Below are 15129 nucleotides of genomic sequence, written 5' to 3' on the forward strand. Positions count from 1 at the left end.
GGTTCGTCCTTGCCGAGGGCGCTGCGGTTGGCGTGAAGCCAGCCGCCGTGCCTCCGGCAGGAGGGGTCAATCCAACCGCTCGATCAGTACATCGCCGGCCCATGCGCGTACCTGCGCCGGGTCCAGCCGTCGTGCGTCACCGCTTTGCAGCCGGCTCATCGAGAACGCGGTCGCCAGCCGTGCGCAACCGGCCAGATCGAGGGAGGACTCCAGCATCGCGGCAGCGATGCCGGCGACCATGGCGTCGCCCGCACCGACCGTGCTGCCCTGGGCCAGTCGCGGCGGTCGTGCGACCAGCGCGCCGCTGCGATCAATGAACAGCGCGCCGTCGGTGCCCATCGAGATCGCTACGAGCGCAACACCGCGTTCGACCAACGCCTGGCCAGCGACACGCAGGGCGCTGCGGTCCGGCAGCTGGGTGCCGGTCCAGGCCTCCAGTTCGTGGCGATTGGGCTTGACCGCGTGGGGCAGCGCACCCGCGGCGTCACTCAAGGCAGCCACAAGTGCGTCGCCGCTGGTGTCCAGCAGCACGCGCGCACCGGCGGTGCCGGCCTGTATCTGCAATCGCGCCCATGCATCGGCCGGCAGCCCGGACGGCAGGCTGCCGGACAGCACCACCGGCAGGCCCGGCCGCAGCAGGGCAGCGAGCCGGCCCGACACCGCATCCAGATCGGCCTCACGCAGTGACAGGCCGGGCAGGTTGATGTCAGTGGTCTCGCCGTCGGCCTCATCGACCAGCTTGATGTTGGTGCGGGTATGGCCAGGAACGCGCAGGCAACCATCCTCGATGCCCCGTTCGGCGAACAGTGCGGAGAACACGCCGGCGTTGCCATCGCCGACCACGCCCAGCGCGGTAGTCGGCACGCCCCAGTCGGCCAGGCAGGCGGCCACATTGATGCCCTTGCCTCCTGCATCGTCGTGGCTGCTGCGGGCGCGGTGCACGTGGCCCGGCCGCAGGCCGGCCAGCCGCACGGTCTGGTCGATCGCCGGGTTCAACGTGACGGTGACCGCGCGGCTACTCATGCGCCTGCTCCATCGAGCGCGCGTACCTGTTCAGCGGTTTCGCAGTCCAGTGCGGCGTTGGCCAACCTCTGCAGATCAGCCAGCGCAGTGCCGCGCAGGCGTGCTTTCACCGACGGGATGTCGTTCGGGGTCATCGACAGTTCGTCCACGCCCAGTCCCGCCAGCAGCATCGCACCGAACGGATCGCCGGCCAGGCCGCCGCAGACACCCACCCAGCGCCCCTGCGTGCGTGCACCGTCCACCGTGGCGCGGATCGCGCGCAGCACGGCCGGATGCAGGCTGTCGGCCTCTGCGGCAAGCTCCGGATTCTGGCGGTCGATCGCCAGCACATACTGGGTCAGGTCGTTGGTACCTATCGAGAAGAAGTCGGCGTGGCGCGCCAGCGCATCGCTCTGGGCTGCGGCAGCCGGCACTTCGATCATGATGCCGATCGGCACGTCGGGCGCCTCGAGTTCGGTGCGCAGGCGCTCGCAGATGGCGCGCAGAGCGACCAGCTCGGGCACCGAGGTGATCATCGGGAACATGATGGACAGGCGTGCACCGTCCTTGGCTGCGCGATACAGCGCACGCAGCTGCGGTTCCAGAAGATCCGGGCGACGCAGCAGCAGGCGCGCGCCGCGCACGCCGAGGAACGGGTTTTCCTCGTGTGGCAGCTCCAGGTGGGCGACCTGCTTGTCGCCACCGATATCGAGCGCGCGCACGATCAACGGACGGCCGTCCAGCGCGTTGGCCATCGCCATGTAGGTTGCGTACTGCTCCTCCTCGCTGGGCGTGCTGCCGCGTTCGAGGAACAGGAATTCGGTGCGCATCAGGCCGACACCTTCCGCGCCCTGTTCCAGCGCCAATGGCACCTGCTCGGGCAGGTTCACGTTGGCACCGATGTCGATGCGATGGCCATCGGTGGTCTGCGCTGGCTGCGCACGTTGCGCCGCTTCTCGCGCGCGGATCTGCTGCTGCCCAGCGATCCAGGCGCGAGCCGAAGCAAGATCTGCCTCGGAGGGGGACAGGTAGAGCCGCCCGCTGCTGCCGTCGATGATCGCCTCGCGGCCGGCCTGGATCACCAGCAGTTCGGCGCCACCGGCCACCAGCGCCGGCAGGCCGAGCGTGCGCGAGAGGATTGCAGTGTGTGAGGTGGGACCGCCCAGTGCGGTGGCGAGGCCGAGCACGCGGGTGGTGTCGAGGTTGGCGGTATCAGAGGGCGACAGGTCGGCGGCAAGCAGGATGCACGGCTGCGCCGGCAGATCGGCCAGGCCGCCACCGGCCGCAGAGGGGTCAAGCTGCGCCAGTACGCGCCGACCCACATCGCGCAGGTCGGCAGCGCGCCCGGCCAGCACCGGATTGCCCAGCGCCGCCAGCCCGGAGGCGATCTGCTCGATGGCCTGGTGCCACGACCAGGCGACACCATGACCTTCAACCATCAGCTGGCAGGTGCGGGTAATCAGGTCGGTGTCGTCAAGCAGCGCAGCCTGCGCCTTGAAGATCGCAGCATCCGAAGCGCCAAGGCGGCGCTGCGTGTCGTCCTGCAGTGCGGCCAGCTGCTGGCGGGTGCGACCGAGTGCATCCTGCAGGCGTGCGCCGCCCTCGCCGAGCGGGGCAGGGCGATCGGCAACATCGGCCTGCGCGCTGGCCAGTACATGCACCGGTCCGATGGCCAGTCCGGGGCTGGCGCCGATGCCGACGATCGCCGCCTGCGCTTCGGGTGGACTCCAGCCCGCGACCGGCGCTGCCTTTCGCTGTGCTGCACGCTCCGCATCGGTCTTTTCCTGCGCCACCAGCCCATCCATGACCTTGCGCAGTGCGGCCAGCAGGGCGTGGGCATCGGCACCCTCGGCAGAAACACTAACGGCATCGCCCTCGCGAAGCCCGAGCTGCAGCAGCGCCACCAGACTCTTGGCATCGGCCACCTGATCGCCCGCGCGCACCTGCGCACGGGCCGTGAAACCCCGCGCCGTCTCTGCCCAGCGCGTGGCCGGGCGCGCGTGCAGTCCACTGGGGTAAGCGATGGTCCAGTCGAAGCGCTCGGCCAGGTCCGCCACCGGCACGTGGGCTGCCGTGACCGCGACATCACTGGCCAGCGCATTGACGATGTCGCTCGAATCGGGGGTGGTGAACAACCGCTGCAGCGCGGCCTCGTCCTGGATCAGACGGGTCAGCCTGCGCAGCAGGGTGATGTGGGTATCGGACTGGGCAGCGATGCCAACCACCAGGCGGGTGGCCTGGCCGGGGTTCCATTCCACGCCTTCCGGCAATTGCAGCACCGCGATGCCGTCGCGGCGCACCAGGTGGCGGTCCTCGCCGAGCCCATGCGGGATCGCCACACCATGGCCGAGGAAGGTGTTCGCCAGCGCTTCGCGGCGTCCCATGCTGGCCTCGTAGCCCGGCGCCACGCAGTCGGCGGCGACCAGCATCTGGGCTACCTGGGCGATGGCATCGGTCTTGTCCTGTGCCCGCGCGTCCAGGCGGATCAGTTCCCGGCTGACGGGGGAGGGGGAGGTCAGGGGCGACAAAGCGGGCTCCGGGAAGGGGGGGGGGGGCTGGGACGTATTGGGAACGTTCCCACTCCGTATTTCAATGTGCACTGCACAAAAAGCCAATATTCCTTTGGCGTTAGGATTATCCTGGACAGCCATTCGGCCATGAACAGCGCACGTTTCCGGGAACGTTTCCAATGAGCATCAGCATCAACGACGTCGCACGCGTGGCGGGGGTCTCCAAATCCACGGTGTCACGGGTGCTCGGAGGCGGTCCGGTCAGCGAGGACGTGCGCCGCAGGGTCGAGCTGGCGATCCGCCAGACCGGCTATCGACCCAACCTGCAGGCAAGACGGCTGCGCTCCCGGCACACCGGCATCATCGGGTTGATCGTTGCGGATATCCGCAACCCGTTCTTCACTGCGCTTATCCGTGCGGTGGAGGAGGTCGCCTATCGCGAAGGCCTGCGCGTCACGCTCTGCAACACCGATGAAGACCCCGAGCGCGAGGCGCTGTATCTTCAGTTGATGCACGAGGAGCGCATCAGTGGACTGATCTTTGCGCCCACACGGACCACGGTGGGGCGGCTGGAACGGCTCGCGCTGGACTTCCCGACGGTACTGGTGGACCGCGCCGCGGCCAGCGGGTCGATCGACAGCGTGGTGCTGGACAATCCCGCGGCGATGGGCGCCCTGGTCGAGCATCTCGTCGAGCGTGGCTATCGCCGCATCGGCGGCCTGTTCGGCAGCACCAGCACCACGGCGGCCGAGCGCCGCGACGGCTATCTTGCTGCGATGCGCACGCACGGGTTGGAGCCGGATTACCGCGAAGTCGAGCCAACGGCCGAGGCCGCCATCGCAACGGTCGACCAATGGCTGGCCGGCCCTTCGCGTCCCGACGCGCTGGTCACCAGCAACAGCCTGCTGCTCATGGGTGCATTGAAGGCGGCGCGCAGCGCCGGTCTCGCCATCCCAGGAGAGCTGGCGCTGGCAGGGTTCGACAACGAGCGCTGGACCGAACTGGTCGAACCTGGCATTACCGTGGTCGAGCAGCCGGTTGAAGACATGGGGCGAGCTGCGATGTCGCTGTTGCTGGAACGCCTGCGCATGCCGGAGCTGCCCGTGCGCAGACTGGTGATGACGGGAAGGTGCGTCGTGAGAGGGTCGACGGCTGCGCGATAGTCCGGCGCCTGCTTGCGGCAGTCCATGAAGCAGCCGCCAGGTGTTGGCGGGTCATGCGTTGTCTGCTACAAGCCATCCGTACGCAGACACAGTGGAGGATCGCATTGTCAGAGCCATATTCAACACTGCTCCGCCTGCAGATATCCCACCACGATCTTTCCAGATGGCTGGCAGCGCCCGTGCCTTCAGCATCCCGTTGGTCCGACTAGCGACGTATCTCCGGGCAGTGGCGCATGGAAAACGGCCAATACGACGTATTCTGAAAGCCTCTACGATGCCATCGCGTTTCTTGGCTAGCTTGATCGGCTTTGACCTCTGCCGCGTGGCATCCATGAAAGCAACAGCCAGGGCCTCAACATGAAGGGACATCACCAACCCCAGGCGCGCCGCGTCATGTGTCGGCTCCTCGCACTTGGCCTCTGCGCGCTGGCTGGGTCCGCCGTGGCCGGAACAACGCAGCCGGCACGGACCTGGCTTGTCAGCGGCACGGAACTCATCACCCTCCTGCAGGGGAAAGGCGATGACGGGTTCTGCGACGGCGAACAGTGCCGGAGCCTGTCCAGCGCTCGCGCCAGCGGCTATATCCTGGGCGTCGCCGATGCCAGCCGCGGACAGTGGTGCGGGCAGGGCCAGATCCTTCCGCATGAACTGGTCGACCATGTGTCTTCCCATCTCCGGCAACTGCCCCGCGAGCGATTGCAGCAGGATGCGTCGCCACTGGTTGTCGAAGGGCTGCGGACGGCGTTTCCCTGTGGTCGCGGCACACCACGTGGCAACAGTGCCGAGCCCGGCAATGACCAATGAAGCACGCCGCGCCCGCTTGGCGACGGTGCGAACGTCCTACACCCTCGCGACACGGTGCATTCACGGCCACCGACATTCGCGCTTGCCACACTGCATGTTCCTTCCACAGCACGAGGTGCCCCATGGCTACCTGTGATGTCTGCGGCAACAACTACGACAAAAGCTTTACGCTGCAGCAGGGCGGGCGCAGCGGCACGTTCGATTCGTTCGAGTGCGCGATCCACGCATTCGCACCCCGCTGCGCACACTGCGAATGCGCGGTTATCGGGCATGGCGTTGAAGGAAATGGCCAGATCTTCTGCTGTGCACATTGCGCCGGTCATGCGGGCGTACAGGGTATAGCCGACCGGGCCTGAGCTGCCTTCAGCGCCATCCTGCTTCCTGCCCGGAGACGAGCGAAGAAAGCCGCGCGATCCTGGCTGCGCCCGAATCAGCCAGCAGCGCCAGTGCGCGCCGCTTCCGGGATGGCAGCCCCGCCACGACCTCCGGTGCCAACACGACGTGGAACTCTCTGGCGTTGGCATCCAGCGCGGTGGCGAGAACGCACGAATCGGCCGTCATGCCACTCAGGCACAGGCGGCGCACTCCGAGTTTGGCCAGCAGAATCGGCAAGGGACTGGCCAGGAACGCCGAATGCTTGGGCTTGAGTACGAAGTAATGACCGGGCAAAGGTGAGAGAAGGCTGGCAATTCGCCCCGCCGGACCGCCGTCACGCCGGCACTGTTCCACCTGCTGGCGGAAATCGCGCTTCCAATCCGAGAAGTTGTCATTGGCGTAGATGACCGGCCACCCGCGTTCGTCGAAGTCATCCCTCAGGCGCCGGATCTGCCGGGCCGCCCGCTCTGCCGCGGGCGCCAGCTCCTGCGCGCCCGGGAAATCGAAACGGCTGAACATGTCGATGATCAGCAAGGCAGTCGACGGATCATCTGCCATGGTTCAATCTCCTGTCTGGGTATGTGGCGCCTCGACCGGCTTGGATTGCGGCGAATCTTTCTGGCGCAGGAAGATCGTCAGCACCACCAGAGACAGCACGGCCAGGAATTCGCTTTGCCAGTTCTGCATGGATTCGAACCAGAATGTGCTGCTGGCCAGGTGCTGCAGGAAGCCGGGTGCGGGCAGGCCCTGCAACAGCTTCTCGGCTTGCTCGGCTCGCCAGCTTCCCAACGCGTGCAGCGTGAAGCTCAGCAGGAACAACAGCCCGAAGGCGATTGCAAGCGAATGACCGTACAGCACCTTCCAGATGCCGCCACGCTTCACCGGCCAGGGCGTAGGTCCTGGCTCGACGCGGCTCTGCTCCCGTGCAGTGTCCAACGGCCGCGATTCAGCCGAACCGCGCTGGCGTAGGCTGACCGTCAGCAGAACGTACATCCCCATCTGCAGGAATTCGCTCTCCCAATTCTCGAACGTAGCGCTGACGAAGTGCCCGGTAGCCAGGTAGTGCCAGAAATCGATCGGCATGCGTCCGTGCTCGACCAGTTCCTGGTTGTGCACGTGATGCCCTGCAACTGCCTGCCCCACAATGAACACCAACGTGAGCGCAAGCAGCACCAGCGAGAGACCGTTGCGTTTCCACATGCAACACCTCGTTCAGGCTGTTCCAAAGACCGTCCATGAAGCTTGCGTGGGCAAAGGGCCTTGCCTCGTGATTGCTGCGCATCCGGAATGTGAGGCGGGCTCAACGCTTGTCTGTCGGGTCAGGATCCGGCCGCTCGTAGTCTTCAGGTACCGCCTTGGGGCCGTCCCCATCGTCGGGCATGTCGTGGTCCTTCCACCTGGCCTGGTCGTTGCGACGTTTGTCCGGCGTATGGGCCTTCGACTGATCGTCCATGTCTGTGGTTGGATTGAAAGGCAGCTTGTCGTTCATGGGCAGCTCCTGCGGCGAGAACCTGAAGCCTGCACCGGTCCGGGTTAACGCCACGACGCCGCGGAATGAACGCTGCGCACACCCGGATGTCACCGCAGCAGGAGGAGCGCCCTGCGATGCTGGTGTTCCGATCTTTCTGGAGCACCGCGATGCAGGCATTGACCTATCACGGCCGCAAGGATGTGCGCGTCGAGACCGTGCCGGACCCGGTACTGGCGGCCGAGGATGATCTGATCCTGAGGGTGACCGCCACCGCCATCTGTGGTTCGGACCTGCACCTGTACCGGGGCAAGATTCCTGACCTGCACGATGGCGATGTGCTGGGCCACGAATTCATGGGCGTGGTGGAAGAGGTCGGCAGCGGCGTGACCCAGGTGAAACCCGGTGATCGCGTGGTGATCCCGTTTGTGATTGCCTGTGGCGAGTGCTTCCACTGCCGGCTGGCCGAGTATGCCGCCTGCGAGACCACAAATCCGGGCAAGGGCGCCGCACTGAATCAGAAGGGCATACTGCCTCCGGCCGCATTGTTCGGCTACAGCCATCTGTATGGCGGCGTGGCCGGTGGGCAGGCCGAATTCGTGCGTGTACCGAAGGCGAATGTGGGTCCCTTGCGCATTCCGGAAGGCATTGCTGATGAGCAGGTGCTGTTCCTGTCTGACATTCTCCCCACCGGCTACCAGGCTGCGTTGAACGCAGGGGTCAAGGCAGGCTCGACGGTGGCCATCTTCGGTGCCGGGCCGGTGGGGCTGATGAGCGCAGCCTGCTGCCGGCTGCTGGGGGCCGAGACCATCTTCATGGTGGACCATCTTCGCTACCGCCTTGACTACGCGCGTCGCGCCTACGGGGTGACCCCCATCGACTTCAGAGAGATCGAGGACCCGGCCGATTACATCCTGACCCAGACCAGCGGGCGCGGCGCAGACGCCTGCATCGAGGCCGTAGGCTTCGAGGCCGAAGGCAGTGCGCTGGAGTCAGCGCTGACCGCCGTGAAACTGGAAGGCAGCAGCGGGGTGGCGATCAGGCAGTGCATCGCAGCGGCCCGCCGCGGCGGCGTGGTCAGCATCCCCGGTGTCTATGCCGGCTTCATCCACGGTTTCCTCCTGGGCGACGCGTTCGACAAGGGCTTGACGTTCAAGATGGGGCAGACCCATGTCCAGGGGCTGATGCCCGAGCTGCTGGACGCCATCATGGAAGGAAAGCTGGACCCGGGTGACATCATCTCGCACCGGATGCGCCTGGCCGATGCAGCGCAGGGCTATGCGATGTTTGATGCCAAGGATGACGACTGCCGCAAGATCGTTCTGACACCGTGAGTGTGGCGCCATGAGTGCGATTGTCGTGGGCTGTGTGTACGCACTGTGGTTGGTGGCCGGTTCGCTGGACTTCCATTTTCATCGCCGGACCGACCTTCCACACACCTCCGCGATGCGCGAAAGCCTGTTGCATGGGGTGCAGCTGCTTCTGATCGGCAGCGGCGTGCTGGCGTGGCTGCTGCTGGAAAACACGTTGTCGCTCCTCACGTTTCTGGCACTTCTGGTCATCGCACACGCGGTCGCCGGATACTTCGATACCGTCAGCGCGGACGGCCGTCGACGCATCAGCCCGGCGGAACAACATTTGCACAGCGTGTTGGATGCCGCGCCGTGGGTCCTGCTGGGCTGGGTCGGCTGGCAGGTGCACCCCCGGTGGTCGCTCGAAGTGAAATCTGCAGCACCAGACGTCTGGTGGTTCACCCTGTTGCCGGCACTGGGCCTGGTGGTGCTGCCATGGCTGTGGGAACTGCGGCAGTGCGTGCGTGCACGAGAGCAACGCACGCAGACGGGTCTGTGAGGATCACGGTACCGGGCATTCATGTGCCCGCCACGCCGTCAAGACAGGCATGTGACTGCCTGCCGCCTACGTTCATGGCGTATCTCCATTGCAGGTCTGCCACCCATGCAGGATGTGACGTCATCCTCTTCGCTGTTCAATCGCGCACGCCAGGTGCTGGTACAGCAACCGGCATTGCCTTTGCCCGGGGGCGGCCAGACGCTGCAGCGTTGGCAGGCGCTGGCAGCCTGGGGGGCAGAGGATCTCTGCCTGGCCAAGGTACTGGAGGCCCACTATGACGCCCAAGCGATTGCTGCCGAGTTGAGGGTGCCCATCCATGCTGAAGACACGTTGCTGGCGGTGTGGGCTGCAGACGGTCCGGCCAACACCGTTCGCATCGATGCCGGCGGTGGACTGTACGGTGACAAACCCTGGTGTTCCGGCAGCGCATGGGTGGATTCGGCACTGGTAACGGTTCGCAACGCGCAGGGCGTGTGGCTATGCCAGGTGGCGGCGGAACACTGGCACACACTTGCAGGCGAGCCATGGCCCGCCGTGGGCATGGCCGCAATCCCGTCCACCACGGTGCGCTTTGACGGCGCACCGATGGTGATCCTGGGGACGCGCGATGACTACCTTCAGCGCCCGGGCTTCTGGCATGGCGGGGCAGGCATCGCGGCGGTCTGGTTTGGCGCAGCGGCCGCATTGGCCGAGCGCATGCGACCGGCCTGCACCGAGGGGAATCGCGCGCGGCTGCTGGGTGAAGTGGACCTCGCCCTCGGCCCGGCTGCCGCGCTGCTTCGCGAACTGGCGGCGCGCATCGACGCCGCGCCCGAACTGGCCCATCGCGAAGATGTGGTGCGCCTGCGCTGTGTGGTCGAGCGTGCGGCAACGCGTGTGCTGGACCTGGCGGGTCGCGCGCTGGGCCCGGGCCCGATGTGCCTGGAGGCCTCCCATGCCCGGCGCTGCGCGGACCTGACCGTGTTCCTTCGCCAGAGCCACGCCGATCGCGATTGGGAATGGCTGGGCGAGCAGCGTGCCACACAGGAGGCGACATGGGCGCTGTAGCCAGGACACCCCTGCAAGGGGAAGGAACCCAGGAGCAGGCCTGGCTGCACTGCGATTGGCTCTGGCAGCAACCGACCATACCGGCAACCGCACTCTGCAGCGGGCATGACCGCATGGTGGTGGTCGCGCCGCATCCGGATGACGAAATACTCGGCTGTGGCGGGCTGCTGCATCACGCTGTGGGGCAGGGTATCGACGTCAGTGTCGTTGCCGTGACCGACGGTGAAGCATGCTATCCGGGCGAGCCGTGGTGGACGCCCGAACGCCTGCGATCAACGCGCCGAGCGGAGCTTGCCGCGGCATTGGGCGAACTCGGTATTCCGGTCGGCTCCATCTTCCACCTGGGTATCGCCGACGGCGCGGTCAGCGCGCACGAGCAGGGGCTGGAAGGCTGGCTGCAGCAGTATCTGCAACCGCGCGATCTGGTCCTGGCGCCATGGCGGTTTGATGGCCACCCCGATCACGAAGCCGCAGGGCGCGCTGCCTGCCGCGCCGCGCGGGCGGCCGGTTGCCACCGGCTGGAGTACCCGGTGTGGGGCTGGCACTGGCTTGACCCTGCCTGCGCACATATGGCGTGGGAGGTTCCGAAGCTGATCGACATTTCAGCGGTGGCGTCCGCAAAACGAAACGCGATCGCGCATTTCCGGACGCAGACGGGTGACGTGGCGGGCCTGAACAGCCCGCCGGTGCTGCCCGCACATGTACTCGCCCGATTCTTCCGAAACTACGAGGTGTTTCTGGCATGAGCGCCCAACCGTACTTTGATGACCTGCATGAGCAGGAGGACCCGTTCGGCTACCGCAGCCGGTGGTATGAAGAGCGCAAGCGTGCGCTGCTGCTGGCAAGCCTCAGCCAGCGCCAGTTCGCTCGCGGCTGGGAACTGGGGTGTTCCAACGGCGTACTGACCGAGGCGCTGGCGGCACGTTGCGAACGCCTGCTTGCAACCGACATCAGTCCACGTGCGGCGTTCCAGGCGCGCCGCAACCTGGCCCATCTGCCGCACGTGCAGGTCCATTGCGCCAGCCATCCCGAGCAATGGCCGCCAGGACGCTTCGACCTGATCGTCTGCGGCGAAATGGGCTACTACCTGGGGGCAGGCGCACTGCGCGAACTGCGCGGTGGCATCGATGAAGCACTTCGCGATGACGGCCTGCTGGTCGCCTGCCATTGGTTGCCCTCGTTCCCGGGACGCGCGAGCCGGACCGAGGTGGTGCATCGATGCCTGGGGGAAGGCCTGCAGGAAGCCTTCCACTACCGCGATGCGGACTTCGTGCTTCAGGGATGGACACGGGGCCCCTTATCATTGGCCCGGAACGAGGGCTTGCGGTGATAGGCGTCCTGATACCCGCCCACAATGAGGCGGACAGTATCGCGCGGTGCCTGCAATCCATCCGGGTGGCGGCCCTGCACCCAGGCCTCGGCGGCGAAGCAGTGGAGGTAATGGTCGCGCTGGACGCTTGTACGGATGCAACGGGCACCATCTGCCACCGATACCGGGTCGGGAGCGTACAGCTGGATGCACGCTGCGTCGGTGTCGCCCGGGCCGCAGCCGCTGCTGAACTGCTGGGGCGGGGCGCCAGGTGGCTGGCAAGCACGGACGCTGACAGTGAGGTGCCTCCCGAGTGGCTGGCCGCACAGGTTCAGAGCAGTTGTGACGCTTTCTGCGGACTGGTGGACATAGCGACGACCTGCCAGAGTGAACGGCGCCTGCGCAGGGCATTCCAGGCAAGGCAGCAGTGGGGCGACCATCATGGGCGCATCCACGGTGCCAACCTCGGCGTCTCTGCCTGTTCCTATCGGGCCGTTGGCGGCTTTGCTCCCCTGCACTGTAGTGAAGACGTGGCGCTTGTCAGAGCGCTGCAACGCCGCGGTGCGGTGGTGCGATGGGCCGGCGCTCCCGTGGTGATGACCAGTGCGCGTCTGCAGGGGCGCGCTACAGGCGGATTCTCCGCTTATCTGGCGGCGCTGGGTGGCGAGCGCTCTGGCGCGGAAGCACCCGCCCTGATCACCTGAGGGTCAGCCACTCCGTCACGCAAGGGCCCCGTGTTATCGGGGCGTGCGGTTTAGGAAAGCGTCGGGACAGGGCAGGCCACGAAGGCCCTCATCCCTGCCTACTCCGAGATCCGCAGCGTGGCGCGCAGCAACTGGGATGGGCTCTCCCGTGGTGGCGCGCTGCGCCAGCTGAGCCTGGTGGTGGCCCCGTACCTGGGGTGACGGTTGTATGGAGTCAATGCGCGGGCGGCTGCGCGCAGGTATCGCCCAGCACGCGCCGGACCGTGTCCTGCAATTGACTCACATGGAACGGTTTGGCCACGAAGGCTGCGCGCCGGTGGCGCTGCGGCACCAGCTGGTCGTAGACCGCAGAGACAAACAGGTAGGGGATGCCGAGTTCTGCCAGGCGATCAGCGACGGGAAAGACCACACCGTCGCGAAGTTCGACATCGAGCACGGCGCCGTCGAACCGCTGGGTGTCCAGCAGCCCGAGAGCGTCGAACACGCTGTAGGCATGCGTCACCTGATCGCCGACGTCCTCAAGGGCGTGCTCCATGAGTGCGGCCAGGTCGAGTTGGTCTTCCACCAGCAGCAGGTTGCATCTGCGCTGGCCGGTTGCGGATTGCATGCGTTCATGCCTGTGTTGTCCTGGGAACACCAGTTTCTGCTGTGCTGCATCAAGATCCTGCGTGTGCATTGTCAGTCCGGCGCGAAGCTCTGCGCGCGTGGCCAACCTCGTGGAGGAGGCGTGGAAGGCGTTATGGATTTCGTTGACGGCTTCTTGGCATGCACTGTGGATACTGCCGCCGACCCCTTATCGGAGTTTCTGTCATGCCTCAATCCGGAACCGAAGCGGCCTCTCCTGGCGTGCTGCGTATCGAGTGCATGCCGCTCGATTGTGGCGGCGCCGCCATTGTCGTGGAACTGGACCGTACGCCTGATCGGACATGGATGAAGTCGCTGAAGCGAGCGCTGCTGGCCGACGACGCCCTGGACGGTGCACAGGCCAAGTTTGATGGGCGCTTTGTCTATGTCGTGGGCGTGGACGGCGGCGCGCATCGTGCTGAACATCGGGTCATGCAGGCCGTGATGGCGGCAGAGGGCGCGGGCGCCTCGAACGCCAGGCGCCAGCGCCCTGCAGTCAACGTAGGCGTATCCAGCGCCTTGGCGAACTGAGAGCGCCCGGGTCCAGCAAGGGGACGCGGATGTTGTTATCGCCGCATCAGCGCTGCGTGCAGCGCCGAGCTTCGGCGGATCACAGCGGCCGACAAGGCGGTGATTGCCAGCGCTCCACCATGGTCTCCGGAGGCATGTTGCCCCGCACCGGAGATCGAGATGGCAGACCAGAACACCGCCCGAAGCGAGCGCCTGCTGAAGTGGCTGCAGGACGCCTACGCCATGGAACAGGAAGCGGAGACCATGATGAAGGCCATGGCTTCGCGGATCGAGAACTATCCCCAGCTTGCCGCACGCGTCAGCCAGCACGTCCAGGAGACGCAAGGGCAGGCAGCTTCCCTGCGCGAGTGCATTGAGGCGCTTGGGGGAAGCGTGCCGACCGCAAAGGGGCTGTTCGCGAGCATGACTGCCGCCCTCCACGCGGCGGGCACCAGTCTGATGGAGGACGAGGTGGTCAAGAGCGTAGGCCTCTCGTTCGGCTTCGAGAATACCGAGATCGCCACCTACCGGGCGCTGGTGATCGCTGCCGAGCGCGCCGGCGCGCCCGACATTGCGGCCGTGTGTGGCCAGATCCTGCAGGAAGAGGTTGCCATGGCGCGCTGGCTGGAGGACCACCAGGACGGCCTGGTCGGTGCATTCCTCAATCGCGACGAAACGCCGGGCGCCCAAGCCAAGCGCTGACCCCAACACCCGCCCACGCCCGCCATTGGAGAAACCCCATGTTCTTTCATCACAAGAAGCTGATGTATACCGTGCGCGTGCGCGAATCCAACCCGCAGCTCGCCAGTCTCATGCTTGAACAGTTCGGCGGCCCGCAGGGCGAGTTGGCCGCGGCGATGCGCTACTTCACCCAGGGACTTGGCGAATGCGACCCCGGGCGCAAGGACCTGTTGATGGACATCGCCACCGAGGAGATCAGCCATCTGGAGATCATCGGCACCATCATCGCCATGCTCAACCGCGGGCCCAAGGCGATCCAGTCCGAAGGGCTTGCCGAGGCCGAGGACATGCGCCTGCTGGGCCAGAACAGCACCAGCCACACCGAACAGATCCTGTACGGTGGCGGCCCCGCGCTGGTCAATTCCAGCGGGGTGCCGTGGACAGCCGCCTACATCGACTCGATCGGCGACCCCACCGCCGACCTGCGCTCGAACATCGCGGCCGAAGCGCGCGCCAAGCTGGTGTATGAGCGCTTGATCAACGTCACCGACGACCCCGGCATCAAGGATGCGCTGCGCTTCCTGATGACGCGCGAGATCGCGCACATGAAGTCATTCGAGAAGGCGCTGCACAGCATCCAGCCCAACTTCCCGCCGGGCGAGCTGCCGGGGGACCCTGCATTCACCGATCTGTACATTGACATGTCGCAGGGCGACGGCGCCGACGACCTGCAGGGCAGCTGGAACAGCGGCGAGCTCTGGGAGCGGGTCAGCGACCGCGAGGCACAGGCCGCTGTGGATGGTGGCGACGGCGGCGGCACGGTGGACCTGGACCCACGCGAACAAGCGGCAGTACAGGCCATGACCCTGCGCACGCTCTCCGACCCGGAAGCGCGGCCGACCACCGGGGCCGAGCTGGGGGCCGGCCCGGGCGCAGGCGCACTGGACCTGCCACCACGCGAGCCGTGAAAGAACCCGGTGCGCCCGTGCGGCGCCCCGGTTGCAACGCCCTTGGGCAGCGTGGGGCGTACGAAAGTGGGCGGACATCACGTCCGCCCACGAAGGGATGCATCGGGTTTCAG

18 protein-coding genes are annotated in these 15129 nt (G+C 66.3%); 12 read left to right on the top strand and 6 right to left on the bottom strand.

Annotated elements, in window-relative coordinates; genetic code table 11:
* Nucleotides 1–66 precede the first annotated feature (66 nt).
* On the bottom strand, nt 67–1023 hold the full coding sequence (locus tag AC5QAH_RS05260; RefSeq protein WP_495232156.1) for a 1-phosphofructokinase family hexose kinase: 957 nt from the start codon (nt 1021–1023) through the stop codon (nt 67–69).
* Nucleotides 1020–3530, bottom strand: a complete 2511-nt coding sequence (ptsP, locus tag AC5QAH_RS05265) for a phosphoenolpyruvate--protein phosphotransferase (protein WP_495232157.1) — start codon at nt 3528–3530, stop codon at nt 1020–1022. The genes AC5QAH_RS05260 and ptsP overlap by 4 nt, the downstream gene beginning before the upstream one ends.
* Nucleotides 3531–3691: 161 nt before the next feature.
* On the opposite strand from ptsP, the gene AC5QAH_RS05270 reads away from it, so the two are divergent.
* From AC5QAH_RS05270 to AC5QAH_RS05280, 3 genes are all read left to right on the top strand, one after another.
* On the top strand, nt 3692–4675 hold the full coding sequence (locus AC5QAH_RS05270) for a substrate-binding domain-containing protein (protein ID WP_049455223.1): 984 nt from the start codon (nt 3692–3694) through the stop codon (nt 4673–4675).
* A gap of 357 nt (nt 4676–5032) precedes the next feature.
* Nucleotides 5033–5479, top strand: coding sequence for a Rap1a/Tai family immunity protein (locus tag AC5QAH_RS05275; RefSeq protein WP_224329367.1), 447 nt, complete (start codon nt 5033–5035; stop codon nt 5477–5479).
* A 122-nt stretch (nt 5480–5601) separates the two neighbouring features.
* Complete coding sequence (locus AC5QAH_RS05280) at nt 5602–5835, top strand: metallothionein (protein WP_100041155.1); 234 nt, start codon at nt 5602–5604, stop codon at nt 5833–5835.
* Nucleotides 5836–5842: 7 nt separating this feature from the next.
* Here the strand turns inward: AC5QAH_RS05280 and AC5QAH_RS05285 are convergent, their stop codons facing one another.
* The 3 genes from AC5QAH_RS05285 to AC5QAH_RS05295 form a co-directional block, all read right to left on the bottom strand.
* Nucleotides 5843–6412 (bottom strand): cysteine hydrolase family protein, encoded by a 570-nt coding sequence (locus AC5QAH_RS05285; protein ID WP_019337697.1) that lies wholly within the window; start codon nt 6410–6412, stop codon nt 5843–5845.
* A 3-nt stretch (nt 6413–6415) separates the two neighbouring features.
* Nucleotides 6416–7054 (bottom strand): DUF6766 family protein, encoded by a 639-nt coding sequence (locus tag AC5QAH_RS05290; protein ID WP_049455225.1) that lies wholly within the window; start codon nt 7052–7054, stop codon nt 6416–6418.
* Nucleotides 7055–7154: 100 nt separating this feature from the next.
* Complete coding sequence (locus AC5QAH_RS05295; RefSeq protein ID WP_049455226.1) at nt 7155–7343, bottom strand: hypothetical protein; 189 nt, start codon at nt 7341–7343, stop codon at nt 7155–7157.
* A gap of 149 nt (nt 7344–7492) precedes the next feature.
* Between AC5QAH_RS05295 and AC5QAH_RS05300 the strand changes: the two genes are divergently transcribed.
* The 6 genes from AC5QAH_RS05300 to AC5QAH_RS05325 all read left to right on the top strand — a co-directional run bounded on the left by AC5QAH_RS05300 (nt 7493) and on the right by AC5QAH_RS05325 (nt 12233).
* On the top strand, nt 7493–8656 hold the full coding sequence (locus tag AC5QAH_RS05300; RefSeq protein ID WP_029550776.1) for a zinc-dependent alcohol dehydrogenase: 1164 nt from the start codon (nt 7493–7495) through the stop codon (nt 8654–8656).
* Nucleotides 8657–8666: 10 nt separating this feature from the next.
* Nucleotides 8667–9173 (top strand): hypothetical protein, encoded by a 507-nt coding sequence (locus AC5QAH_RS05305; protein ID WP_049455227.1) that lies wholly within the window; start codon nt 8667–8669, stop codon nt 9171–9173.
* A 105-nt stretch (nt 9174–9278) separates the two neighbouring features.
* Nucleotides 9279–10220, top strand: a complete 942-nt coding sequence (locus AC5QAH_RS05310; RefSeq protein WP_049455228.1) for a hypothetical protein — start codon at nt 9279–9281, stop codon at nt 10218–10220.
* Nucleotides 10208–10966 (top strand): PIG-L deacetylase family protein, encoded by a 759-nt coding sequence (locus tag AC5QAH_RS05315; protein WP_043395815.1) that lies wholly within the window; start codon nt 10208–10210, stop codon nt 10964–10966. The genes AC5QAH_RS05310 and AC5QAH_RS05315 overlap by 13 nt, the downstream gene beginning before the upstream one ends.
* On the top strand, nt 10963–11550 hold the full coding sequence (locus tag AC5QAH_RS05320; RefSeq protein ID WP_019337690.1) for a class I SAM-dependent DNA methyltransferase: 588 nt from the start codon (nt 10963–10965) through the stop codon (nt 11548–11550). Before AC5QAH_RS05315 ends, AC5QAH_RS05320 begins: the two co-directional genes overlap by 4 nt.
* Nucleotides 11547–12233 carry a glycosyltransferase family 2 protein gene (locus AC5QAH_RS05325; RefSeq protein WP_043395812.1) on the top strand — a complete coding sequence of 229 codons (687 nt, stop codon included), beginning with the start codon at nt 11547–11549 and terminating at the stop codon, nt 12231–12233. The genes AC5QAH_RS05320 and AC5QAH_RS05325 overlap by 4 nt, the downstream gene beginning before the upstream one ends.
* 214 nt (nt 12234–12447) lie before the next feature.
* On the opposite strand, the gene AC5QAH_RS05330 is transcribed toward AC5QAH_RS05325, so the two are convergent.
* Nucleotides 12448–12840 carry a response regulator gene (locus AC5QAH_RS05330; protein WP_019337688.1) on the bottom strand — a complete coding sequence of 131 codons (393 nt, stop codon included), beginning with the start codon at nt 12838–12840 and terminating at the stop codon, nt 12448–12450.
* A gap of 239 nt (nt 12841–13079) precedes the next feature.
* On the opposite strand from AC5QAH_RS05330, the gene AC5QAH_RS05335 reads away from it, so the two are divergent.
* From AC5QAH_RS05335 to AC5QAH_RS05345, 3 genes are all read left to right on the top strand, one after another.
* Complete coding sequence (locus AC5QAH_RS05335) at nt 13080–13388, top strand: hypothetical protein (RefSeq protein WP_239682781.1); 309 nt, start codon at nt 13080–13082, stop codon at nt 13386–13388.
* 159 nt (nt 13389–13547) lie between these two features.
* Nucleotides 13548–14069 carry a ferritin-like domain-containing protein gene (locus AC5QAH_RS05340; RefSeq protein WP_019337686.1) on the top strand — a complete coding sequence of 174 codons (522 nt, stop codon included), beginning with the start codon at nt 13548–13550 and terminating at the stop codon, nt 14067–14069.
* Nucleotides 14070–14107: 38 nt separating this feature from the next.
* On the top strand, nt 14108–15016 hold the full coding sequence (locus AC5QAH_RS05345; RefSeq protein WP_495232158.1) for a manganese catalase family protein: 909 nt from the start codon (nt 14108–14110) through the stop codon (nt 15014–15016).
* Nucleotides 15017–15129 lie beyond the last annotated feature (113 nt).

The sequence above is a fragment of the Stenotrophomonas sp. YJH_SMC_43 genome (assembly GCF_059372535.1).